This window comes from Myxococcus hansupus (genome assembly GCF_000280925.3).
GTDB classification, from domain to species: Bacteria; Myxococcota; Myxococcia; order Myxococcales; family Myxococcaceae; genus Myxococcus; species Myxococcus hansupus.
In genome coordinates this window covers 3,394,010-3,415,404 of sequence record NZ_CP012109.1, presented here as the reverse complement: position 1 = coordinate 3,415,404, position 21,395 = coordinate 3,394,010, and the positions used below count along the sequence as shown (strand labels likewise).

Below are 21,395 nucleotides of genomic sequence, written 5' to 3'. Positions count from 1 at the left end.
CCGGTGGCGTAATTTGGAGCGCCAGTCGACTTCCGCCAGGGGTCGTTCACAGCCACGCACTTCTTTTCTTCCGCGGCGCGAACGCGGCTCGCGTATCAGTGGGTCACCATGCCTGAAGGCTTCTCGTGGTCAGAGCTCGGCGTCGACTCGTCCCGTGTCCAGGTGGTCAAGGACATCCCCCTTCCCTCCGGCCGCCGTGAGTTCGTCCTGTACTGGTGCATGGTGAACCATCGCGCCGAGCAGAACCACGCGCTCGACGCCGCCATCGGACTGGGCAACCAGCTTGGGCTCCCCGTCGTCGTCTATCAGGCCATCCGCCCGGACTACCCCTACGCCTCGGACCGGCTCCATGCCTGGGCCCTGGAGGGGATGATGGACATGGCCACGGACTGCGCCGCGCGCGGCCTGCCCTACTGGTTGGAGCTGCCCCGCACGACGAAGGAGCACCGCCCCCGGTTGGCCGAGCTGGGCCGCCGCGCCGCCGCCGTCGTCTCGGACCTGTTCCCCACGTTCATCATCCCAGGCCACCTCCGCGGCGCGGCCAAGGCGCTGGACGTGCCGCTGTTCGCGGTGGACGCCTCGTGCGTGGTGCCCATGCAACGCATCGCCACGCGGCAGATTGGCGCGTACACGCTGCGGCCCAAGTTGAAGAAGCTGTGGCCCGAGTACCTGGAGCGCACCGTCCCGTCCCGCGACGTGAAGGCCGCCGCGGCCGGGCGCAAGCTGTCACCGGACTTCGACACGGCTGACGCACACGAGGCCCGCGAGGCCCTGCACACCTTCGACCTGGACCACGCCGTGGCCCCCATCTCCGAGCGAGGCGGACGCAAGGCCGGCCTCAAGGCCATGCGTGACTTCGTGCGCCGCAACCTGGAGAGCTACGACACCGGCCGGAACGACCCGGGCCTCGCGCAGTCCTCCGGGCTGTCCCCCTTCTTCCACTGGGGCAACCTCTTCCCCGGAGAGGCCGCGCGCGCCGCCATCAAGGCTCGCGGCGCGAAGGACCCTTCCGTCCAGAGCTTCATCGAGGAGCTGCTCGTCCGCCGCGAGCTGGGCTTCAACTACTGCTACCACACGCCGGGCCCCCAGCAGCTCTCCGTGGCCTCCTTGCCGCCATGGGCTCGCGAATCGCTCACGAAGCATCAGAAGGACGCGCGCGAGCATCGCTACTCGATGAAGCAATTGGAGACGGCGCGCACCGAGGATGGCCTGTGGAACGCGGCCCAGCGCGAGCTGATGGAGCGAGGCCGCATCCACAACTACCTGCGCATGCTCTGGGGCAAGAAGCTCCTGGAGTGGAGCCCGTCCCCCAAGGTGGCGCTGCAACGCATCGCGTTCCTCAATGACAAGTACGCGGTGGACGGCAGGGACCCGGCCAGCGTCGCCAACTTCATGTGGGTGCTGGGCCTGCACGACCGGCCCTTCCAGGAGCGGAAGGTGCTGGGCAAGGTGCGGCCCATGAGCTCGGCCCGCACGGCGGACAAGTATGACCTGGCACCCTACCTGGAGCGCTGGGGGCGGCCGGACGACCCACCGGTGAAGCTCAAGCGCGTCCGAAGGAAGGCAGTCGGGTGAGCAAGGCTGTTGACATCCGAGCGCCCAAAAGTGACACGGCGGTTCCATTCCTGCTCGGGCGCGGCTAAACGCTCGAAGCGGGACACCGAGATCAGGAGCCGGCCATGGGAATGATGAAGTTCGATATCCCCCACTCCCTCCCCAAGGAGGAGGTCAAGCAGCGCGTCGAGCAGTTGCTCCAGTACTGGGGCGGCAAGTACGGCGTGAAAGCGGACTGGCAGGGGGAAGGCGCGAAAATCGTCGGCAAGGTGATGGGCATCCAGATGGACGCCTCCTTCGTCATCACCGACAAGGCCGTCGAGGGCGAGGGCACCGACCCGGGCATGCTGCTGCGCGGTCAGGCCAAGAGCTACCTGCAGAAGAAGTTCGGCATGGTGCTCGACCCGAGCAAGAGCCTGGACCAGGTGAAGACCAGCCTGGACTGAAGTGAAGGCCCCACGGCCCCTGCGTCAGCGCAGGGGCTGTTCCTCCAGCGCGGCCAGCGCGTACCGCGCCGCGCGGGAGATGGCGTCCGCCGAGTCCGGCATCTCCGGGTAGTGCCCCGCCAGGGGCCGCTGCGGAAAGCGAAGCTGGGCAATGGCGTTGCGGTAACTGCGCCGGGCCGCCTCATGGTCCTGGGTGCGCTCGTGCACCTGGGCCAGGAGGTAGTGCCCAATGGCGAGCGTGGGCTCGAGGAACAGGGCCTTGCCCAGCTCGGACCGCGCCTCCGCCAGCTCCCCCGCCTGCAACGCGGCGACCCCGCCGAACACGCGCGCCTCCACGCACAGCGGCTCGCGCTGGATGGCCTGGGCGAAGGCCTCCCGGGCCTCGGGGATGCGCCCGGTGAGCGAGAAGAGGTTGCCCAGCGTGAGCAGCCCGTCCAGGTCGCTGGGTTCGTCCGCCAGCAGCCGCTGCACACCCGCGATGGCGGCGGAGAAGTCCCCCTGCGTCATCTTCCGCACCGCCATGGCCAGACGCTCCGCCGGAGGCAGGAGCATGGGCCACGCGGGCACCTCCACCGTGGGCGTCCGCGGCGCGGCGGGCACCGTGGGCAGCTCGGTGGTGATGCGCGGGCGGGCGGAGTCCAGGCTCGCCACCGTGGGCAGCTCGGCGGTGATGCGCGTGCGCGCCGCGCTGGCCGGAGGGGGCGCGGCAATCACCGGCAACGGCGCGTGCGGCGACACGGCGGGCAAGCGCCCTGGCACCACGGACCGGGGCCCCGTCGAGGCCCCCAGCGCGGGAAGCGTCACGCTGGGCCGGCTGGGCGGGGTTGTGGCCGACGCCGCGGCGGGCAGGACCACCGCGGGCAGGCGCGTCGTCAGCGGGACGTCCGCGGGCGACACGCGCCTGCGCACGTCGGTGGGGAGCGGGTCCGCCGGGGCAACGGCATTGAGCGCGGGGACCTCCGGCTCGCCGGGATACGGCGTCATCCGCAGCGGCGGGACGCGCAGGCCCTTGTCGTTCAGCGGGCGTCGGTAGACGAAGGCCCCATCCACTTCAATCATCTCGAAGCGGTCGTAGACCTTGAAGAGGCTCTCCGAGTAGCCCAGGAACAGCAGCCCGCCCGGCCGCAGCGCCGCGAGGAAGCGGTCCATCAACCCGCGGATGGTGGGCAGGTCGAAGTAGATGATGACGTTGCGGCAGAGGATGAGGTCCAGCGACGACAGCGCCACCTTGTCGAAGACGGGCACGGCGAGGTTCTGCCCGTCGAAGCGGATGTACTCGCGCAGCGCGGGCAGGGCCTCGTAGCCTTCCTCGACGGGCCGGAAGAAGCGCGTGAGCCGCTCCTGGTTGATGCTGATGGCGCGCCGCGACGTGAAGCGCCCCTGCTTCGCGGCCTCCACCGCCGCCAGGTTCAAATCCGTGGCCCAGAGGTCCACCTCCAGGGACAGCGCTCCCAGCTCCGCGAGCACCATGGCCAGGCTGTAGGGCTCCTCGCCCGTCGCGCAGCCCGCGGACCAGATGGACACCTTGCGCATCTCGCGCCGCGACCGGGACACCAGGTCCGGCAGCACGCGCTTCTCCAGCGCGCGGAACTGCTTGGCGTCGCGGAAGAACTCGGTGTGCCCCACCGTGACGAGCGGCAGCAGCGAGCGCAGCTCCTCCTCGCCGCCGGGGCCCGTGAGCCGTTGGATGTAGTGCTCGGGCTCGTCCAGGCCCAGCACGGGCATGCGCGTGGACAGGGCCAGCCGGAGGCTGTGGAAACCATCCGGGGTGATTTTCAGGCCCGCGCGCTCCAGGAGGAGCGCGGCCAGTTGCTGCAACACTTTCTGGCTCGCCGTCAGCACAAGTCCACCCACTGCATCAACGCCGCGCCAATCCGGCTCAACGGCAGCACCTCGTGCGCCGCGCCCATCAGCACCGCCTCGCGAGGCATGCCCCAGACGACGCTGGACGCTTCGTCCTGGGCAATCGTCCGGCCCCCGCGCTCCCGAATCTCCTTCAGTCCTCGCGCGCCGTCGCGCCCCATGCCCGTCAGGATGACTCCGATGCAGCGCGAGCCGAACGCCTCGCCCGCCGACGTCAGCAGCATGTCACAGGAGGGCCGGAAACCGCGAAGCGCGGGGCCGGAGTCCAGCTCCAACCTGCCCTCGGGTCTGACCAACAGATGACTGCCTGACGGAGCGATGTACACCGAGCCCGGCTCCATGACCACGTCATGTTCGGCCTCGCGCACGCGAAGCGCAGTTTCATTGGCGAGCCAGTGCGCCAGGCCCTCCGTGAAGCCCTCGCTGATGTGCTGACAGTAGGCGATGGGCGCCGGGAACGAGCGCGGAATCATGCGCAGCACCTGCGCCACCGCCTTGGGCCCGCCCAGCGACGCCGCGATGGCCACCAGCGGGTACGGCGGAGGGGGCCGGGCCTCGCGCGCCGGCTGCTGCACGGGCCGCGTCTGCACCTGGCGCACCGCCTTCACCTGCGCCAGCAGCACCAGCTTGCGCGACACGTGCGACCAGAACTCGGGCCCTGGCGTCGCGGGGCGCTCGAGCACCTCCAATGCGCCCATCACCATCGCCTGGAACGCTTCCTGGCCGGACAACAGGCCCGGGTGAAGGGCCAGCACCGGCACGGGGCGCTCCACCATCACCTGCTCGATGGCGGCCAGCGCATCCACGGCGGTCAGGTCCACGAGCACCACGTCCGGGAAGTGGCGCTGCACGGCCACCAGGGCACCGGAGAACTCGACCTCCGCCGGCCCCACGGGCACCAGGGACTCTCCATCGAAGAGCCCCCGGGCCGCGAGCGCACGGAGGCCCTTGCCCACCATGAGCACACGAAACGCCATTCCTGCCGCCACCGCGCTGCCGCCCAAGCCAGGTTCCTCAGGTCAGCCGGTCGATGGCCTGGGCAAGCACTTCCACGCCCAGCTCGCCCTTGACGAGATAGGCATCCGCGCCCGCGTCCAAACCGCGCCGCTTGTCCTCCGGAGAGGCGAGCGACGACAGGATGATGACGGGAATGCGGGCCACCGCGGGCGTCGACTTGAGCCGCCGCGCCAGCGAGAACCCGTCCAGTCGGGGCATCTGCACGTCCGTGAGGATGAGGTCGTACGTGTTGTTCTGCACCTTCACGTAGGCCTCTTCGCCGTCCTGCGCCTCCTCGACGGAGTGCCCCAGCGCCTTCACCAGCGCCCCTTCCGTGGCGCGGGCAATGGGCGAGTCGTCCACCAGCAGCACCCGGAGGCGCTTGGCGGCGGGAGCCTGGGTGACGGGGCGGGCCATGCGGCGCACCTCCGACATGATGTCCGGCACGTGGAGCAGCACCGCGATGCGGCCGTCTTCCAGCGCCGCCGTGCCCGCGATGAAGGGCGCGCCCTTGAGGAACTCGCCGCCGCACGGCTTCACGGCCACCTCGCGCTCGTCCACGAAGCCGTCCACCACCAGCGCCGCGTGGTCCTCGCCGTGGCGCACCACCACCGCGGGAGGCTTGTCGAAGCGGTTGCCGCCGTTGAGCCCCAGCAGCGGCCCCAGCGCCACCAGCGCCGTGGGCTTGCCACGGTGCCGGACCGCCAGGGTGCCGAAGATTTCCAGCCGGTCATCCGGCTTCACGCGCATCACCGCTTCCACGTCCGCGGCGGGCATGCCGTAGACGTCGTCGCCCAGGCGGACCAGCAACACCTTCATCAACGCCAGCGACTGCGGCAGGCGCAGGGTGATGGTGGTGCCACGGCCGATGCGGCTGCTCACGCCCACCGAGCCGCCCAGCGTCTCCACCTTCCGCTTCACCACGTCCATGCCCACGCCACGGCCGGACAGCTCGCTGACCTGGTCGCGGGTGGAGAAGCCGGGGCGGAAGATGAGCTCGATGGCCTCGCGCTCGGACAGCGCGGCGGCCTGCACCGCGTTGATGAGGCGCTTGGAGATGGCCGCCTGACGCAGCCGCTCCGGGTCGATGCCGCGGCCGTCGTCCTCCACCTCGATGTGGAGCATGTCCCCATCCACGCGCACGCGGATGCGGATGCGGCCGTTGAGCGGCTTGCCGAGCTGCTGGCGCGTGTCCGGAGACTCCACGCCGTGGTCCACCGAGTTGCGCAGCAGGTGCACCAGCGCGTCGCGCACGTCCCCCAGCATGGACCGGTCCACGCCGATGTCGGCGTTCTCGATGACCAGGTCCACTTCCTTGCCCTGCGTGCGCGACATCTCGCGAACGGCGCGCGGGAAGGCGTCGAACACGGTGGACAGCGGCACCAGCCGGGCCTCGGCCACGTGGTCCGCCATCTTGGCCAGGTTGCCGTGCAGCGTGTTGATGCCGTCGTCGTTGCGGCGCACGAAGCGGAACGCATCGTCGCGCAGCATGTGGAGGTCGCTCTCCACGCGGTCCAACTGCTCCCGGACGTCCACCGAGATGTCGATCTCCTCGGCCAGCCGGAGGAAGCGGTCCCCCAGGCGGCTGAAGCGCTCGAACAACTCTTCGGTCTCCGAGCTGCGCAGCCGGCCGCGGGCGCTCTCCACCAGCAGGTCGCCCGCGAGCAACCCCAGCGAGTCGAGCACCTCCACGTTGACGCGGATGCTCCGGTCGGCGACCGCGGACTTCGCGGCGCTCGGGGCTTCCTCGTCACGGCCGTGCGCGGGGGCCGGATGCGCCCCGCTGGCATGGGCCGGCGCGGGCTCCGCCACGGGCGCCCGGGGTGCGGGCTGTGCGGCGTGAGCCTGCACGGGCACGGTCGGCGGCGCCACGGCCACCGGTGCCACCACCGGCACGGCGACGGGCGCCGGCGGCGGAGCAGCGGGGGCCGCGGGCTTCGCGCCCGGAATGGCGGGCGGCGTCTGTCCGGAGACCTCCGCGAGCATGCGGACCATCTCCTCGCTCGCCGAGTTGCCGGTGTTGGCACCGGACAAATCCTCGTTGAGGTCGGAGAGGACGTCGCACGCCCTGAGCAGGACGTCGGTGGCCACCTCGGTGGCCGTCTTGCCCTCGCGCTCCGCGCGCAGGACGTCCTCGGCGGCGTGCGCAAGCTGCCCGATGGCGGCCAGACCCAACATGCGGGCCTCGCCCTTCATCGTGTGCAGCTCGCGCGCGACGTCCTCCGCGGCCTGGTCCGCGGTCTCCTTCTCCAGGTCCAACACCCCCAGTTGAATCTTCTGGAGACGGTCGGCGGTGACCTCCTGGAACTTCTTCAGGAGGGATTTCTTTAGAGCCTCGGTGTCCATGGCCGGCGTTCGCCCCTCCCCTTCCAGGAAGCGCTAGTCCGCCTTGAACCGCTTGATGAGCTCGGCCAGGCGTCCGGCCAACTGCGTCAGCTCCGCGGCCGCACCCGTGGCCTGCTTCGAGGCCTGCGTCGTCTGGCGCGTCACGTCCTCGATCTCCGCCATGGACGCCACCACCTGCTCGGTGGCCGTGCGCTGCTGCTGCGTGGCCAGGTTGATGACGCGGGCCGCGTCGCTCGTCTCCTGGACACCGGCGAGGATGCCTTCCACCGCCTGCGCCGCCACCGCGCCCAGCTTCTCGCCGGACTCGGTCGCGGACTTGGACGCCTCGGCGGCGCCGGCCGCGGCGGCCGTGGCCTCGCGAATCTCCGTGATGAGGTTCTTGATCTCCTTGGTGGAGTCCAGGACGTTCTCCGCCAGGCGCCGCATCTCCGCCGCGACGATGGAGAAGCCCTTGCCGGCCTCACCGGCGCGGCTGCCTTCCAGCGCCGCGTTCAGCGCCAGCAGGTCGGAGCGGTCCGCGATCTCGTCGATGACCTCGACCACGGTGCCAATGCGCTCCACGCGCTTGGACAGCTTGGCGATGGAGTCCGCCACCGCGACGCCGTCGCTGCGGATCTGCTGCATGGCCTGGATGAACTCGCCAATGGCGCCCCGGCCCGCGCGCGCCGCGCCGAGCGTCTCTTCCGCCACGCGCGCCACGCTGCCCGCGTTCTCGGCGATCTGCGCCGACGCGTGCTTGAGCTCCTCCATGGTGGCGGTCGTCTCGTGGATGGCCGCCGCCTGCTCCGTGGAGGACGTCTCGTGCTGCGTGGACGCCGCCAGCACCTGGTTGGCGGACGAGGACAGCCTCAGCGCCGCCTCGTTGATCTCCCGCACGAAGGTGCGCAGCGTCTCGATGACCTTGCCGAAGCCCTCCAGCAGGGGCCCGAGCTGGGGGTCTTCCGTGGTGGTGTTCCACCGGGACAGGTCGCCCTCGCGCACCAGGCCGATGAGCGCGTCCAGCGCCTGGTCGATCTCCTGCGCCGCCACGTGCTTGCGGTGCTCGGAGGCGGCGAACTGGTCCAGCACCTGGTTGAGCAGGTGGGCCAGCTCCGCGCCGGACTCACCCACCAGCTCCTTGGGCACGCGGGCCTGGAGGTTGCCGGACAGCACCGTCAACAGCGTGTCGGTGATGGCCTTCGTGGAGGAGGAGGTCGACGCCGCGTTGGCGGCACCGGCCTTGGAGGCGGGAGCCTTCCGGGCGCGTGCCTTGGCAGCGGGCTTCTCGTTGGGGGTGTCCAGGGACATGTGTCTCAGTGCCTTCCTTGAGTCCTTGCGGTTTCGACCAGATCGATGAGCAACACGGTGCGGGCCTCTTCCAGGCACACACCGACTGCGTAGGCTGCGGCGCCGGCCGTGGGGGGCATCCGGCGCAGGGAATTGACGGGGATGGAGCGCACGCCGTGGACCGCGTCCACCTTGAGGTGGGCCTCGCCCTCCGGCGTGTCGAAGACGATGGCCCGGTTGCCCTTGAAGGGCAGCCCCAGCTCCCGCAGCGTCAAATCGTCCGGCAGCGCGCGGTCGATGCGCAGCACCTGGGACGCATCCGTCCCATAGAGCGTGGGGCCAATGTCGAAGAAGAGCAGGTCCACCTCTTCCTCCTTCTCCTGGACGGGATCGTCGGTCACCGGGCCACCGCCCGCTGCCGCGCCGTCTGGAGCAGCTTGGAGAAGTTGAGGAGGTTGATGGCCTCCTGGTTGCCGCTGGCCTGCACCACACCCAGGAGGTGCTCGGCGGCGGCGTCACCGCCCAGGGGCGGAGGAAGGATGTCCGCCACGGGCACGCGGCGCAGGCCCAGCACCGTGTCCGCCACGACCCCGGCCACGTAGCTGCCCGTGACGCCGACGAAGAGGCGGGTGCGCGGTCCGATGCGAGCCTCTCCCTTGGAGAGGAAGCGCAGCAGGTCCAGCACCGGGAGCACCTCGCCCCGGTGGCCGGTGACGCCCATGATGAAGGACGGCGTGCGAGGCAGCGGCGTGAGCAGGCCGGCCCGGAGGACTTCGAGCACGTTCTCGCTGGGCACGCCCAGGCGGAGGTCGCCCACGCGGAAGCAGAAGAACTCCTGCTCCGGCCGGGCCTGGGTGGCCAAAGCGCGGTCCGGAGCCATCCGGAGTGCTCGCTGGAGGGGAGTCGAGGTCGTGGTCAAGGCGCCAAAGTATCCGGAGGCGATGAATAGCGGTCAAGAGGACCTGACGACCCGCCCGCCTGGTCGCCGTTTCGATGGTCCGCGCTGCACCAAAGGTGTAGGGTTCCACCGCGAAGCCCTTGAGGAGGACGATGTCGCGCGTACTGGTCATTGACGACAGCCCGATGCTGGTGGAGCTCACCGTCCGGGCCCTCACCGCCGCCGGCTACCAGGCGAGCGGTGCGCAGGACCTGGCCAGCCTCGAGCAGAAGCTCGCGGAGGGGCCGTTCTCCCTCATCCTCATGGACGTCAACATGCCGGAGATGTTCGGCGATGACGTCGTGGAGTACCTGCGCCGGCAGAAGAAGGTCACCGCGAAGCTGGTCCTCTACTCCGACATCTCCGAGGCGGAGCTGGATGGGAAGACCAAAGCTTCCGGCGCGGACGGCTACATTCTGAAGAGCGGCGGGCTCGAGGCCGTGCTGGGCGGGGTCATGGGGTTGATTGGACCTCCCGCCCTGGGCATCCCCACGGCGGTGCCGGCCCCGGTGGCCGCCACGCCCGCCCCTGCTGCTCCCGCCGCCCCGGCGCCCGCGGCCCCTGCCGCCCCCGCGATGGGTGGCCTGAAGGCCGCGCCCACCACGGGCGGACGCAAGCCGCGCATCCTCATCGTGGATGACAGCGAGATGACGGCCCGCATCATCGAAGCGGACCTGGTGGCCAAGGGCTTCGAGGTGCATGTCGCCGACACGGCCGACAAGGCGACGAAGATCATCCTCAAGAAGCAGACGCGCCCGGACCTGGTGCTGCTGGACGTGCGCATGCCCAACGTGAACGGCGAGCAGTTCTGCCGCTTCATCAAGAGCAACAGCCTCTTCAAGGGCATCAAGGTGCTGCTGTGCTCGGGTGAGAACGTCGAGGAGCTGCAGCGCATCTGCCGCGAGGCGGGCGCCGACGGCTACATCCCGAAGGACGCGGTGATGGGCAACCTGGTGGCCAAGGAGCTGATGCCCACCGGGAACGAGTAGTTCGGAAGGTTCCGCGCCGGCTCCCCTCGTGGGTCGAGCCGGCGCACCCCAGGGCGCGCTACCGAGCCCCCGCCGCGTTCTCGCGCTCCTCGAGTCCACGCGCGAAGTTGCCGACGATGAGTCCCGGGCGCGCCGCCTTCAGCCGCTGAAGCAGCGTGCGGATGCCCACCGGCTCGCCACCCGCGCCGCGCTCGCGCGCGACCTCCAGGTACTGCAACGGGTCGATGCACAGCGAGCGCGTCTGCACCTGGTCCACGCGGTACTTCTTCACCAGCCGCTCCAGCGCCTTCACCTCGCCCTCGCGGTCGGTGACACCGGGGAACAGCAGCAGGTTCAGCGCCAGGTACGCACCGCGCTCACGCGCCAGCGCGATGGACGCCTCCACGTCCTCCCAGCCGTACTTCACCGGCTTGTAGTAGGCCTCGTAGAGGTCCTTCACCGCCGAGTTCAGCGACACGCGGATGGCGTCCAGCCCCGCGTCGAACAAGGCCTCCAGTCCACGCGTGAGGCTCGCGTTGGTGTTGATGTTGATGGAGCCCGCCTGCGAGCGCGCCCGCATGTAGCGGATGGCCTCCGCGATCTGCTTCCAGCGCGTGAGCGGCTCGCCCTCGCACCCCTGGCCAAAGCTCACCATCGTGCGGCCCGGCGCGTGCTCCAGATGGAAGAGGCCAATCTGGCCCATCTCCTCACCCGTGGGCCCGTCATCCATGCGCTCGTGCGACGCCGGAGGCCCATCCGCGGGCTGGTCGGAGATGCAGCCCACGCAGCGCGCGTTGCACATGACAGACGCGGGGATGGCCGCCTCGTCGCGCACGTAGAACGTGTTCTGCGACGTGAAGCACCGGTAGAGCATCGCGCACGTCTTGAGCTGCTTGAGGACGCGGTTGTCCGGGAAGCGCTCCATGTGCTTCGCCACCAGGTCCTTCATGTCCGGCGTGGAGAAGCGCTCCGGATCCCAGTGCGAACGACGGTCGGTATGGATGGCCCAGGCCACCGGCCCGTCCTTGCCCCACGCCGCGGCGGTGTACGCCCACTGCGGAAGCACCGGCCCGCTCCCCTTCACCTCGCCCGGAAGAAAGGTCCGCGTGTAGCCCGGCGGCAGCAACGCGCCGACCGCGTTGGGCACGAACGCCTTGCCGCCGACCTTCATCTCCCGGACGAGCTCCAGCTCGCCTGTCTCGGGGTGGAGGCCCACGGGCAGTCTGCCCGGAAGATGGACGAGCCGCCCGGCGGACGGCAGCGCGATGGGCTTGTCCTGCGGAGGGACGAGCTCTTCACCGCTGCGCAGCGTGGCGAGCAGGTACGGGTGTTCCATCACCCGTCCCTTGGGGTCCGCGAATAGGAGCTTCGGGGCAGACGTCATGTCCCTGGTAACTAACACGAGCCGCGCGCGCTTCATCACGCATCGCATCCAACGCCTCGCGTCATGTTCGCGGAGGGCGCTCGGCGCGTTCGCCCGCCGCGAAGGGCTGTCCGAGCGCACCTTGATTCCCCTCGGGGCCCCCGTTAGGGTCCGCGCGCTTTTTTACGTCCCCCTCTCGGAGGCAGTCGTGATCGTCGGAGTTCCCAAGGAGATCAAAACCCGCGAGTACCGCGTCGGCATGGTCCCAGCAGGCGTGAGCGCATTCACCGCCGCGGGCCATACCGTCCTGATCGAGACGAACGCCGGCGTGGGCTCCGGCATCCCCGATTCGGAGTACGTGCGCGTTGGCGCGCAAATCGTTTCCAGCGCGGACGAGGTCTGGCAGCGCTCGGAGATGATCATCAAGGTCAAGGAGCCCATCGCGCCCGAGTACGCGCGCATCCAGCCCGGCCAGATCGTCTACACGTATTTCCACCTGGCCGGCGTGGACCCGGAGCTGACCAAGACGCTCCTTCAGAAGAAGGCCACGGCCGTCGCGTACGAGACGCTGCAGTTGGATGACGGCAGCCTGCCGCTGCTCAAGCCCATGAGCGAGGTGGCCGGAAAGATGGCCATCCAGGTCGGCGCCAAGTGCCTGGAGAAGGCCCACGGCGGCAAGGGCATCCTGCTGGGCGGCGTGCCCGGCGTGCGCCGCGGCCGCGTCACCATCATCGGCGGCGGCGTGGTGGGCCTGTGCGCCGCCAAGGTCGCGGTGGGCATGGGCGCCGAGGTCACCATCCTCGACGTCAACATGGAGCGCCTGACCTACCTGGACGACGTGTTCCTCGGCCGCGTGGGCGTGCTGGCGTCCGACTCGGAGAGCATCGCCCGCAGCGTGCGCGAGGCGGACCTCGTCGTGGGCGCGGTGCTCATCCCCGGCGGCAAGGCCCCGAAGCTCGTCTCCGAGGCCCTCATCGGTGAGATGACCCCGGGCTCCGCGGTGGTGGACGTGGCGGTGGACCAGGGCGGCTGCATCGAGACCTGCAAGCCCACCACCCACGACAACCCCACCTTCGAGGTCCACGGCGTCGTTCACTACTGCGTCGCCAACATGCCGGGCGCCGTGCCGCAGACGTCCACCTACGCCCTCACCAACGTCACCCGCCCCTACTCGCGGAGGATCGCCGACCTGGGCCTGGTGGAGGCCATCAAGGCCGACCGCGCCCTCGCGCTGGCGGTGAACACCTACAACGGCCACGTCACCTACGAGGCCGTCGCGAAGGACATGGGCTACCCCTACATGCCGCTGGCGGACGCGCTGGCCGGCCGCAAGTAAGCTCAGCAAGCAGGCAGACGACGCGGTTTCAGGCGGGGAGGCTCGGATGGCGACATCCGGCCTCCCCGTCCGTTATCTGATGTGGGGAATATCTTTCCCCGTCCCGCGTCGTGTATTCCCGAAGCGGGCGTGCGGGCGGGTGTCGTGGGATGCCGTTGTTGCCCTGGTTGTTCCCGTGCATACATTTGGCGGGTAAGCGACAACTCATTCCCCATTTGTTTCGGGCCCTTGGAAGGCGGGATATGTTGGATTTCAGGCAACCCAACCGGACGAAGCAGGAATTCGAAGAGCTGGCGCTCGCGCACCTCGATCCGCTCTACTCGGCGGCGTTGCGTCTGACGAAGAACGAACGCGACGCCGAGGACCTCGTGCAGGACACCTGCATGCGGGCCTACCGCTTCTTCGACAAGTTCGAGCGCGGCACGAACATCAAGGCCTGGCTCTTCAAGATTCTGACGAACACGTTCATCAACCGGTACCGGCGCAAGGTGAAGGAGCGCACGGTGGTGGAAGGCGTGGAGCGCGAGGCGGTCCACGAGCGCTTCGTGAGCCGTGACGCGACGGACTTCGCGGCCAACCCGGAGCAGTACTTCTTCGACCGGCTCCTGTCGGACGACGTGCTGCGGGCCATCGACTCGCTGCCCATCGACTTCCGGCTGGTGGTCATCCTCGCGGACCTCCAGGAGTTCTCCTACAAGGAGATCGCGGAGATTCTCGAGTGCCCCGTGGGCACGGTGATGAGCCGCCTCTTCCGTGGGCGCAAGCTCCTGCAGAAGAACCTGCGCGAGTACGCGGAGGGCCAGGGTGTCTTCCGGCATGACGGAGAGCCGGTGAACGCGCCCGCGGACCTGGAAGAGTATCGCAACAGGAAGAAGACGGGGTAGAAACCCGTTCCTAGCGCGCCCCATGAACTGCCAGGATCTCGAACGCCTGCTGTATCCGTACCTCGACGGCGAATTCCAGCCGGAGGAGCGGATGGACGTGGAAACCCACCTGTCCGGGTGCGCTGAATGTCGGCGCTGCGCGGAGGAAGAGCAGCAGATGCGACAGGCGCTGCGGCGAGCCGCGCGCCACTCCGTTTCAGGGATGCGGGCTCCCGCCTCGCTCCGGGCTGGCATCCAGGGTGGCCTCAGGCAGGAGCAGCGCCGCGCCCAGTTTGGCGTGTGGCTGCGCGCGGGGGCCATGGTGCTGGTGGTGGTGACGGTCGGCGGAGGTTGGGCCGCGTTCCATACCGAACAGCGCCTGAGCGCCGCGCGCGCGGAGGCCGTGCAGCGCCACAGCAAGAGCAAGGCGCTCCCCTTCGAAATCGCGTCCAACACGCCCGAGCACGTGGAGGAGTGGTTCAAGGACAAGGTGGATCCGCGCATCACCGTGCCGCAGATTCCCAAGGCCAAGCCGCTGGGCGGCCGCATCTCCATCCTCAACGGCCGCGAGGTCGCGTACATCAGCTACGAGACGCTGCCGGACACCGACGATGAACCGCGCCGCCGGCTGGGTGTGTTCGTGCTCCCCGGTGAAGGCGAAGCCGCCATCCCGCGACTCCAGGCGTTGCAGGCCGTGGAAGTGGACTCCGCGCAGGGCTTCAACGTGGTCACCTGGCGTGATGACGAAATCGTCTATGAGATGGTGACGGACATGGACGAAGGCGACATCCGCCGGATGCTCGCCGAGCGAGACAGCGGTGAGAAGCTGGCGCGCAAGGCTCCGCGCGAACCCGAAGAGCCGCTCTTCTCGCTGCCGCCCGCGCCGCGTCCGCAATACTCGCGGCCCGCGTTCTCCTTTGAACCGGCGACGTACCCGCATCCGTAGCAGCCTGTTGCGGTGAAACGTCTGCTGTGTGACGGCGCTCGCTCGCTGCTCAAGCAGCCGGAATTCCGCCCGGTCCGAACATTGACGCTCCCGCGCATGGCCGATAGCCTCGACGCATCTTTTCTCCTTGCGCGTCGCGGCCGGTAGGGCGTTTGCGCGCGCCGCATACCAGGACGGGCCGTCCCTCCATGTCGAAGAAAATCCTGATTGTCGAAAGCGACACCGCTCTCTCCGCCTCCCTGCGCTCGGCCCTGGAGGGCCGGGGCTTCTCGGTCGACGAGACGGCGGACGGCAAGGGCAGCGTGGAGCAGATCCGCAGGGACCGGCCGGACCTCGTGGTGCTCGCGGTGGACCTGTCCGCGGGACAGAACGGCTACCTCATCTGCGGCAAGCTGAAGAAGGACGACGACCTCAAGAACGTCCCCATTGTCATCATCGGCAATCCGGACGGCTTCGCGCAGCACCGCAAGCTGAAGGCGCACGCCGATGAGTACGTCGCCAAGCCGGTGGACGCCGAGCAGCTCGCGAACGCGGCGGGCACGCTGATTGGCTTCCCCGAGCTGCCCGTCACCGAGGATGTCGTCGACGAGAGCCTCACGCTGGACGCGCTCGGCGATGAGCCGATGACGGCGGACTTCGGCGAGGAGATTTCCGTCGAGACCGCGGAGGAGCCGCCCGTCACTGGCGAGGAGCTGGACCTCGACGCCGCCTTCGGCGACCTGTCCACCCCCGAGGAGACGCCGTCCTTCGAGGAAGAAGTCGTCGTCGCCCCGCCCGAGGCCGTGGTGGAGGGCATCGAAGAGGACTTCTCCACGCTGGACTCCCTGGGCACCGACGACGCGGAGGACGTGCTGGATGGACTGGACGACTCCGAGAAGACGGTGATTGGCTTCATCACGCCGGTGCCGGTCGCTCCGCCGCCGGAGCCGCCGCGCGCCGTCGCGCCGCCCCCCGTGGCCGCGCCCCGTCCGCCGCCCGCGGCCCGCCCTGCCCCGCCGCCCATCTCCATCGCGCCCGCCGCGGATGCCGCGGAGCTGCGCACCCTGCGCGCGAAGGTGGCCGAGCTGCAGGCGGAGCTCGACGACTCGCGCGGCGCCGCGACGCATGCCGAGGACCGCGTGCGTGATCTGGAAGCGCAGTTGGAGACCCAGAGCACCGAGCTGGAGACGGCCCGTGCGTCTTCCGGGAAGAACGACAAGGACACCTTCGCCCTTCGCGACGCGGCCAACAAGAAGGACAAGGAGATCCTCCGCCTCAAGACGGAGCTCAACCAGAAGGACCAGGAGATTCTCGAGCTCAAGGACCAGAGCCTGGAGCTGGAGCAGAAGGCCAGCACCGCCGAGTCCGAGCTCACGCAGCGCGACGCCCAGCTCAAGACGCTGAGCGCCCGGGCGGATTCGCTCACCGCGGACCGCAAGCGCGTGGACCAGCAGCTCGCCGCCGCCAAGGACGAGGCCCGGAGCGCCTCGGCGCAGCTCACCGCGCTCCAGGCGGAGCTGGATCAGCACCAGGCCCAGGCGCACGCCTACGCCACCGAGCTGGAAGAGCTGCGCTCGCGCGCCGGTCAGTTGGAGGCGGACGTCCAGGCCGCGCAGGAGGCCTCCGAGAGCCTCCGGACGCAGGTCGAGGCCGCGCAGCACGAGGCCGAGGAGCTGCGTGTCCAGGTAGGTCAGGCCCAGGTCGAGCTGTCCGAGCAGAGCACCCGCGCCACCGAAGAGGCCGACGAGCTCCGCCGTCGCATCGCCGAGCTGGAGACCGCCACGGCCCGCAACGAGGAGCGCGTCACGCGGCTCTACGCCCGCATCAAGGGCGAGGAGAAGCTGCGCGAGAAGACCAAGAAGGCGCTCGCCATCGCCCAGCAGCTCCTGGACGAGCCCGCCTCCTCCGTGGCGGAGGACGACGCCAACGAGGCCGCGGCCTAGACACCGCGCGCCGTCTCCCCGGGCGCAATGCGAGCCCGGGGCGCCGCATCCCCCTAGCCCTGCTTCTTCGGGGCCGTCTTCTTCTCGTGCAGCTTCTTCGCGAAGCTCTGCACGGCCGCCGGCACGTTCTTGTCGCGGCTGAGGTCCTTCAACTCCGCGTCGCGGAACGAGTTGAGGAACTTCATGGTGACGGTGAGCGGAACCTTGGGGTTCTTCACCAGGGCAATCTTCACCTTGTGGTTCTTCGTCCACTCGCGGTTGCTGTAGATGACGCGCAGCACGTCATCCATCATCGCGCGGTTGGCGGCGCACGCGAGCACCTCACCATCGGTGATGCGCGGGCTGCGAATGACGGCCACGGCCACCAGCTTGTTCGTCTCGCGGATGAGCGCCGTGCGGGCTTCCTTGTTGCCCAGCGTGGCCAGCTTGATCTTCTCCGCGATGGACATGCGCATGATGCGCTGGGCCAGCGTCAGCCGCTTGCCCTCCTCCATGGGCGCGGCCGTCTCATCCGCGGCCTCCTCGAATTCCTGAAGCACCTCTTCCGCGGTGGGCCCCTGGGGCGGCGGCGCTTCGGCGGCCTCGGGACCGAAGACGCGCACCCGCGCCGCCTTCATCTGCGGCACGTCCAGCAACTGCATCCCGCTGCGCACCGCGAAGTCGCAGACGTTGTCGATGAGCGACACCGGAGCGCTCGCGTTGACGCAGAGGTTGCGGAGGATGCCCTCGTTGCGCAGCAGGCGGAGCTGGTTCTGCCCGATGATCTCCGTCAGCTTCGAGCTGCAGTCCCGGGCCACGTCCGCGACAGCGTCGTCCGGCGTGCTCGGGTTGAGGACCAGCATCTCCGCGTAGGCGTCCTTGTCCTTGACGAGCCCCAGGAAGTACCCGAGCACCTGCGGCTGCACTTCCTCGTCGCGCAGTGCGGAGCCCAGAATCTTGTCCGGCAGCCCCGCGGCCGTCTTCGCCGCCGTCTCGCGCACGCCCGCGTCCGGATCGAACGTGAGCATGTAGAGCGCGCCCACCATGTCGGACGGGTTGAGCGGGACGAGCGACTTGGCCGCCATCATCCGCAGCGGCACCGGCGCGGCCGGGTCCACGTGCTTGCGCAGGTTGGGCGGCAGGAACTCCGCGTCGAAGGGACAGCCCGGGGGCGGCGTCGGCACATTGTTGGGGACGGCGGTGGTCATGACGCGTGATTCCTTCCGTAGATGATGCGCAGGCCCTCGAGCGTGAGGAACTCATCCACCTGGTGGATGGCCTTGGACTCGCTGGCCACCAGCGACGCGAGCCCTCCGGTGGCGACGATTTTCACCGGAAAGCCCAGCTCAGCCTGCATGCGGGCGCAGATGCCGTCCACCATTCCCACGTAGCCGTAGACGAGCCCGGACTGCATGGAGTGCACGGTGTTGCGCCCGATGACGTGCGGCGGCCGCGCGAACTCCACGCGCGGCAGCTTGGAGGCATTCTGGAACAGCGCCTCCATGGAGATGTTGATGCCGGGGCAGATGCAGCCGCCCAGGTACTCGCCCTTCGGTGACACCGCGTCGAACGTCGTCGCGGTGCCGAAGTCCACCACGAGCACCCCCGTGTGGTGCTTCTCGTAGGCGGACACCGCGTTGACGATGCGGTCCGCGCCCACCTCGCGGGGGTTGTCGTAGAGGATGGGCATGCCCGTCTTCACGCCCGGGCCGACGAACATGGGGCGGAGGCGGAAGTACCGCTCGCTCATCTTCTCCAGGTTGGACTGGAGCGGCGGCACCACGCTGGACACCGCGACGGCCGTCACCTTCGTCGGGTCGATGCCCCGGTGGGTGAAGAGCTGCCGCACCAGGATGCCGTACTCGTCCGAGGTGCGGCGCGTGCTGGTCTCCACGCGCCAGTGGTCGAGCAGGCGCCGGCCCTCGAACACCCCCAGAACGGTGTTGGTGTTGCCGACATCGATGGCGAGGAGCATCACGCCGCGCAGTCTACCGCCGTGGCCGGAGCTGCTCCACGTCGCCCGCCAAGACGCGTTCGAGCGAGCCCTCCGCCGTCCGCACCAGCAGGGCCCCCGAAGGGTCGATGTCCTCCGCCCTGCCCCGCAGCTCCTGCCGGTCCGTGCGCACCAGCACATCCTGCCCCAGCGTGGAGGACATGGCCTTCCACCGCGCACGCACCGCGTCGAAGCCGGTCTCCAGGTAGAGGTCCAACCACTCCTCCAGCCGCGTCCAGAGCGCGGCGGCGAACGGGGCCCGCTGCACCTGCCGGCCCAGGGCCAATGACAGGGACGTGGCGGTGTCGCGCAGCTCCTCCGGGAAGTGCTCGACCTGGGAGTTGAGATTGACCCCCACGCCCACGATGACGAAGTGGACGCGCTCGGGTTCCGCGGACAGCTCGGTGAGGATGCCCGCCACCTTGCGCCCGTCGATGTGGACGTCGTTGGGCCACTTGATGGCGGCGTCGGCGCCGGCGTCCCGCAGCGCCTCCGCCAACGCCACGGCGGCCACCAGCGTCAGCTCCGGCGCACGCTGGGGCGGCAGCTCCGGGCGGAGGATGGCGGAGAAGTAGAGGTTGAGGCCCGACGGGGAGACCCAGACACGCCCCCGGCGGCCCTTCCCCGAGGTCTGCTGCTCGGCGACCACCACCACGCCGTGCTCGGCGCCGTCCTGGGCCAGGCGGAAGGCCTTCTCGTTGGTGGAAGGCAGCGATTCGTGGTGGTGAATGGTGCGGCCCAAGTCATGGGTGTCCAGCAGCGGCCCCACCTCCAGCGCGGTCAGCCGGTCCGGCACCGACACCAACCGGTAGCCCCGCGCGGGCACCGCCTCGATGCGGTAGCCCTTGGCGCGAAGGGACTCCACGTGCTTCCACACCGCCGTGCGGGACAGGCCCAGCTTGTTGGAGAGCGCCTCGCCAGACGTGTAGTCGTCGCTCCCTCTTTCGGAGAGGAAGCTCAGGATGAGCTCTTCCTGGGTCTGCTCATTCGAATGGGCGGGCACGGCGGCACCTCGTGGCGAGTCTCTCGGGGAACCTGTCAGCCGGACGGCGGCGCCGCGCCATCGCGGAGCTGCCAGGCCGTCAGCTCCAGGGACGTCTGGGGCATGAGCTGCCCGTCGGTCTCCACCGCCATGTCGACACGCACCATGCCGACCCCGGGCGCGAAGGTCATGGTGTTCACCAGCGTGGCCTTGGCATCCACGCGGTTGCGGCCCTCCACCTGCACGCAGTTCGGGAAGGTGCCCGCGGGCGTCTGGCAGGACTCACCGGCCTGGACGATGCGGTAGCGCTCCGTCGAGGACACGGACACCACGTTGGTCCACGCGTGCCCCGTCTTCAGCGGACCGCGCAGCAGGTAGCGCTTGGGATCCCTCAGGCCATAGCCGTCCACGGAAAGCTGCCCGCCCTGGTTGTCGTGGAAGATGCCCGCCTCTTCCTTGACGATCTCCACCGTGACGGATTTGTCGTCGCGGCCGTTGATCCGGTACGTCCAAGAGTTGCCCACCGCGAGCGGGTAGTACTCCGACACGTCGCCACTGCTGGCGCCCGTGTCCGCCGCCGCGTCCACGTTCTTGGAACAACCGGTGCCCAGGACCAGGGCCGCGAGCACCACCGCTCCGCGCACGCCGAATGAACGCTTCATCTCGATGTCAGTCCGCGCGGCCCGGGCCACGCGCCTCCAGGGGTGAGTGCTGCTTGCGTGATGCGTAGAGCGTGTCCAGCGCCTGCTGCGCGGCGGCCTGGACCGCGGGCGCATCATGCCCCTGGGCCATCGTGTACAGATAGGCCTCCGCCTCCGGCCCTCCGATTTCGCCCACCGCGAAGACAATCTCCTGCACGAAGCTCAAGTCCCGGCCCCGCGCCAGGTCGATGAGCACCGGCACCGCGACCCGCGCCTTCATCTCCACCAGCGAGCCCATCGTCTTGCGCACCGTCTCCGCGTCGGTCGCTTCCTTGAGACGCTCGATGAGCAGCGGCGCGGCGGACGGGTGCTGCCGCTCCGCCAACGTGCGCAGGCCGAACTCCCGGACGCGCGCGTCCGAGGCCTTGAGGTCCTGCACCAGCTCGTCGTCGGTGCGGTCCAGCGCGGTGAGCTGCATGACGGCGGACTCCGTCACCTGGTGCAGGACGTTGGCCAGCGCCTCGCGCATGGCCTTCTGCCGCCCGCCCGGCGAATCCTCCTCGACGGGCGCTTCACCCAGCCCCACCAGCTCATAGCGCTGGGGCAGCCGCCCACCAAAGCGTTCGAGGACGAGGTTGGCGCCCACCTCCGCGAAGCTGCGAGGGTCGCCGTCCTTCAGCACCTCTCGGGTGAAGGGCACTTCCAGCGTCAACCGCCAGGGCCGCTCCTCACGAGGTGCGTCCTCGCCCTTCTGCTCGAAACGGCCCGAATCCTTGAGCGCCGCGGAGAAGAGCGTGGCCACGCCCTCGGGAGCCAGTCCCAGGAGGGCATTGTCCTTCAGGGTGGCACCGGACAACTCCACCGGCTCCACCGGGTAGCGCGGTGCTTGCCAGCGGCAGGCACCGAGCAGGACAACGCAGGAGGCGAGCAACAGGACCGGCTTCATCGCTCTCCAGGGTAACACCTGGAGAGCGACCGCGCCGGTCAATCCCTC

Annotated in this window: 19 protein-coding genes; 7 read left to right on the top strand and 12 right to left on the bottom strand. The window is 69.4% G+C overall.

Features of this window, described 5'->3' with window-relative positions; all coding sequences use genetic code 11:
• Positions 1-108: 108 nt before the first annotated feature.
• Together A176_RS13345 and A176_RS13340 are read left to right on the top strand one after the other, a co-directional pair.
• A complete protein-coding gene (locus A176_RS13345) occupies positions 109-1,575 on the top strand; it encodes a deoxyribodipyrimidine photo-lyase (protein WP_002636584.1) in 1,467 nt (488 codons plus the stop codon).
• Between the two features lie 104 nt (positions 1,576-1,679).
• Positions 1,680-2,000 (top strand): polyhydroxyalkanoic acid system family protein, encoded by a 321-nt coding sequence (locus A176_RS13340; RefSeq protein ID WP_021780931.1) that lies wholly within the window; start codon positions 1,680-1,682, stop codon positions 1,998-2,000.
• A 24-nt stretch (positions 2,001-2,024) separates the two neighbouring features.
• Here the strand turns inward: A176_RS13340 and A176_RS13335 are convergent, their stop codons facing one another.
• From A176_RS13335 to A176_RS13310, 6 genes are read right to left on the bottom strand one after another with little or no spacing between them, the layout of a single operon-like run.
• The gene (locus A176_RS13335) at positions 2,025-3,842 is read right to left on the bottom strand and encodes a protein-glutamate O-methyltransferase (protein ID WP_021780930.1); all 1,818 of its coding nucleotides are present in this window, start codon (positions 3,840-3,842) and stop codon (positions 2,025-2,027) included.
• Positions 3,836-4,840, bottom strand: a complete 1,005-nt coding sequence (locus tag A176_RS13330) for a chemotaxis protein CheB (protein WP_044889129.1) — start codon at positions 4,838-4,840, stop codon at positions 3,836-3,838. The genes A176_RS13335 and A176_RS13330 overlap by 7 nt, the downstream gene beginning before the upstream one ends.
• Positions 4,841-4,877: 37 nt before the next feature.
• The gene (locus A176_RS13325) at positions 4,878-7,205 is read right to left on the bottom strand and encodes a hybrid sensor histidine kinase/response regulator (RefSeq protein WP_002636588.1); all 2,328 of its coding nucleotides are present in this window, start codon (positions 7,203-7,205) and stop codon (positions 4,878-4,880) included.
• A 33-nt stretch (positions 7,206-7,238) separates the two neighbouring features.
• Positions 7,239-8,492: a methyl-accepting chemotaxis protein gene (locus A176_RS13320; protein ID WP_002636589.1), complete on the bottom strand. Its 1,254-nt coding sequence runs from the start codon at positions 8,490-8,492 to the stop codon at positions 7,239-7,241.
• Positions 8,493-8,497: 5 nt separating this feature from the next.
• On the bottom strand, positions 8,498-8,872 hold the full coding sequence (locus tag A176_RS13315) for a CheW domain-containing protein (RefSeq protein WP_002636590.1): 375 nt from the start codon (positions 8,870-8,872) through the stop codon (positions 8,498-8,500).
• A complete protein-coding gene (locus A176_RS13310; protein ID WP_002636591.1) occupies positions 8,869-9,351 on the bottom strand; it encodes a chemotaxis protein CheW in 483 nt (160 codons plus the stop codon). The genes A176_RS13315 and A176_RS13310 overlap by 4 nt, the downstream gene beginning before the upstream one ends.
• Before the next feature lie 170 nt (positions 9,352-9,521).
• Here A176_RS13310 and A176_RS13305 point away from each other — a divergent pair, with 170 nt between their 5' ends.
• Complete coding sequence (locus tag A176_RS13305) at positions 9,522-10,397, top strand: response regulator (RefSeq protein ID WP_002636592.1); 876 nt, start codon at positions 9,522-9,524, stop codon at positions 10,395-10,397.
• 58 nt (positions 10,398-10,455) lie between these two features.
• Here the strand turns inward: A176_RS13305 and A176_RS13300 are convergent, their stop codons facing one another.
• Positions 10,456-11,760 (bottom strand): radical SAM family protein, encoded by a 1,305-nt coding sequence (locus A176_RS13300; protein WP_044889128.1) that lies wholly within the window; start codon positions 11,758-11,760, stop codon positions 10,456-10,458.
• A gap of 187 nt (positions 11,761-11,947) precedes the next feature.
• On the opposite strand from A176_RS13300, the gene ald reads away from it, so the two are divergent.
• From ald to A176_RS13280, 4 genes are all read left to right on the top strand, one after another.
• Positions 11,948-13,075 carry an alanine dehydrogenase gene (ald, locus tag A176_RS13295; protein WP_002636594.1) on the top strand — a complete coding sequence of 376 codons (1,128 nt, stop codon included), beginning with the start codon at positions 11,948-11,950 and terminating at the stop codon, positions 13,073-13,075.
• A 242-nt stretch (positions 13,076-13,317) separates the two neighbouring features.
• Entirely contained in the window at positions 13,318-13,959 is a 642-nt protein-coding gene (locus tag A176_RS13290; protein WP_002636595.1) for a sigma-70 family RNA polymerase sigma factor, read from the top strand.
• A 22-nt stretch (positions 13,960-13,981) separates the two neighbouring features.
• On the top strand, positions 13,982-14,884 hold the full coding sequence (locus A176_RS13285; RefSeq protein ID WP_002636596.1) for an anti-sigma factor family protein: 903 nt from the start codon (positions 13,982-13,984) through the stop codon (positions 14,882-14,884).
• A 188-nt stretch (positions 14,885-15,072) separates the two neighbouring features.
• A complete protein-coding gene (locus tag A176_RS13280) occupies positions 15,073-16,806 on the top strand; it encodes a response regulator (RefSeq protein WP_002636597.1) in 1,734 nt (577 codons plus the stop codon).
• A 53-nt stretch (positions 16,807-16,859) separates the two neighbouring features.
• Here the strand turns inward: A176_RS13280 and A176_RS13275 are convergent, their stop codons facing one another.
• Genes A176_RS13275 through A176_RS13255 form a run of 5 tightly spaced genes read right to left on the bottom strand, consistent with a single transcriptional unit; the run spans position 16,860 to position 21,347 of the window.
• A complete protein-coding gene (locus A176_RS13275) occupies positions 16,860-17,993 on the bottom strand; it encodes a hypothetical protein (protein ID WP_002636598.1) in 1,134 nt (377 codons plus the stop codon).
• Positions 17,990-18,760: a type III pantothenate kinase gene (locus A176_RS13270; RefSeq protein ID WP_044889127.1), complete on the bottom strand. Its 771-nt coding sequence runs from the start codon at positions 18,758-18,760 to the stop codon at positions 17,990-17,992. The genes A176_RS13275 and A176_RS13270 overlap by 4 nt, the downstream gene beginning before the upstream one ends.
• Before the next feature lie 13 nt (positions 18,761-18,773).
• Positions 18,774-19,781: a biotin--[acetyl-CoA-carboxylase] ligase gene (locus tag A176_RS13265; RefSeq protein WP_002636600.1), complete on the bottom strand. Its 1,008-nt coding sequence runs from the start codon at positions 19,779-19,781 to the stop codon at positions 18,774-18,776.
• 35 nt (positions 19,782-19,816) lie between these two features.
• Positions 19,817-20,452: a hypothetical protein gene (locus A176_RS13260; protein WP_002636601.1), complete on the bottom strand. Its 636-nt coding sequence runs from the start codon at positions 20,450-20,452 to the stop codon at positions 19,817-19,819.
• Positions 20,430-21,347, bottom strand: a complete 918-nt coding sequence (locus tag A176_RS13255) for a HEAT repeat domain-containing protein (protein ID WP_002636602.1) — start codon at positions 21,345-21,347, stop codon at positions 20,430-20,432. Before A176_RS13255 ends, A176_RS13260 begins: the two co-directional genes overlap by 23 nt.
• Between the last annotated feature and the right edge of the window lie 48 nt (positions 21,348-21,395).

Excerpts from the sequence above, each read along its gene's own strand:
- A176_RS13285 (WP_002636596.1), top strand. The coding sequence starts at position 13,982 with ATGAACTGCCAGGATCTCGAACGCCTGCTGTATCCGTACCTCGACGGC.
- A176_RS13310 (WP_002636591.1), bottom strand. The coding sequence starts at position 9,351 with ATGGCTCCGGACCGCGCTTTGGCCACCCAGGCCCGGCCGGAGCAGGAG.
- A176_RS13280 (WP_002636597.1), top strand. The coding sequence starts at position 15,073 with ATGTCGAAGAAAATCCTGATTGTCGAAAGCGACACCGCTCTCTCCGCC.
- A176_RS13255 (WP_002636602.1), bottom strand. The coding sequence starts at position 21,347 with ATGAAGCCGGTCCTGTTGCTCGCCTCCTGCGTTGTCCTGCTCGGTGCC.
- A176_RS13340 (WP_021780931.1), top strand. The coding sequence starts at position 1,680 with ATGGGAATGATGAAGTTCGATATCCCCCACTCCCTCCCCAAGGAGGAG.
- A176_RS13330 (WP_044889129.1), bottom strand. The coding sequence starts at position 4,840 with ATGGCGTTTCGTGTGCTCATGGTGGGCAAGGGCCTCCGTGCGCTCGCG.
- A176_RS13320 (WP_002636589.1), bottom strand. The coding sequence starts at position 8,492 with ATGTCCCTGGACACCCCCAACGAGAAGCCCGCTGCCAAGGCACGCGCC.
- A176_RS13345 (WP_002636584.1), top strand. The coding sequence starts at position 109 with ATGCCTGAAGGCTTCTCGTGGTCAGAGCTCGGCGTCGACTCGTCCCGT.
- A176_RS13270 (WP_044889127.1), bottom strand. The coding sequence starts at position 18,760 with ATGCTCCTCGCCATCGATGTCGGCAACACCAACACCGTTCTGGGGGTG.
- A176_RS13275 (WP_002636598.1), bottom strand. The coding sequence starts at position 17,993 with ATGACCACCGCCGTCCCCAACAATGTGCCGACGCCGCCCCCGGGCTGT.
- A176_RS13325 (WP_002636588.1), bottom strand. The coding sequence starts at position 7,205 with ATGGACACCGAGGCTCTAAAGAAATCCCTCCTGAAGAAGTTCCAGGAG.
- A176_RS13290 (WP_002636595.1), top strand. The coding sequence starts at position 13,318 with ATGTTGGATTTCAGGCAACCCAACCGGACGAAGCAGGAATTCGAAGAG.
- A176_RS13300 (WP_044889128.1), bottom strand. The coding sequence starts at position 11,760 with ATGACGTCTGCCCCGAAGCTCCTATTCGCGGACCCCAAGGGACGGGTG.
- A176_RS13305 (WP_002636592.1), top strand. The coding sequence starts at position 9,522 with ATGTCGCGCGTACTGGTCATTGACGACAGCCCGATGCTGGTGGAGCTC.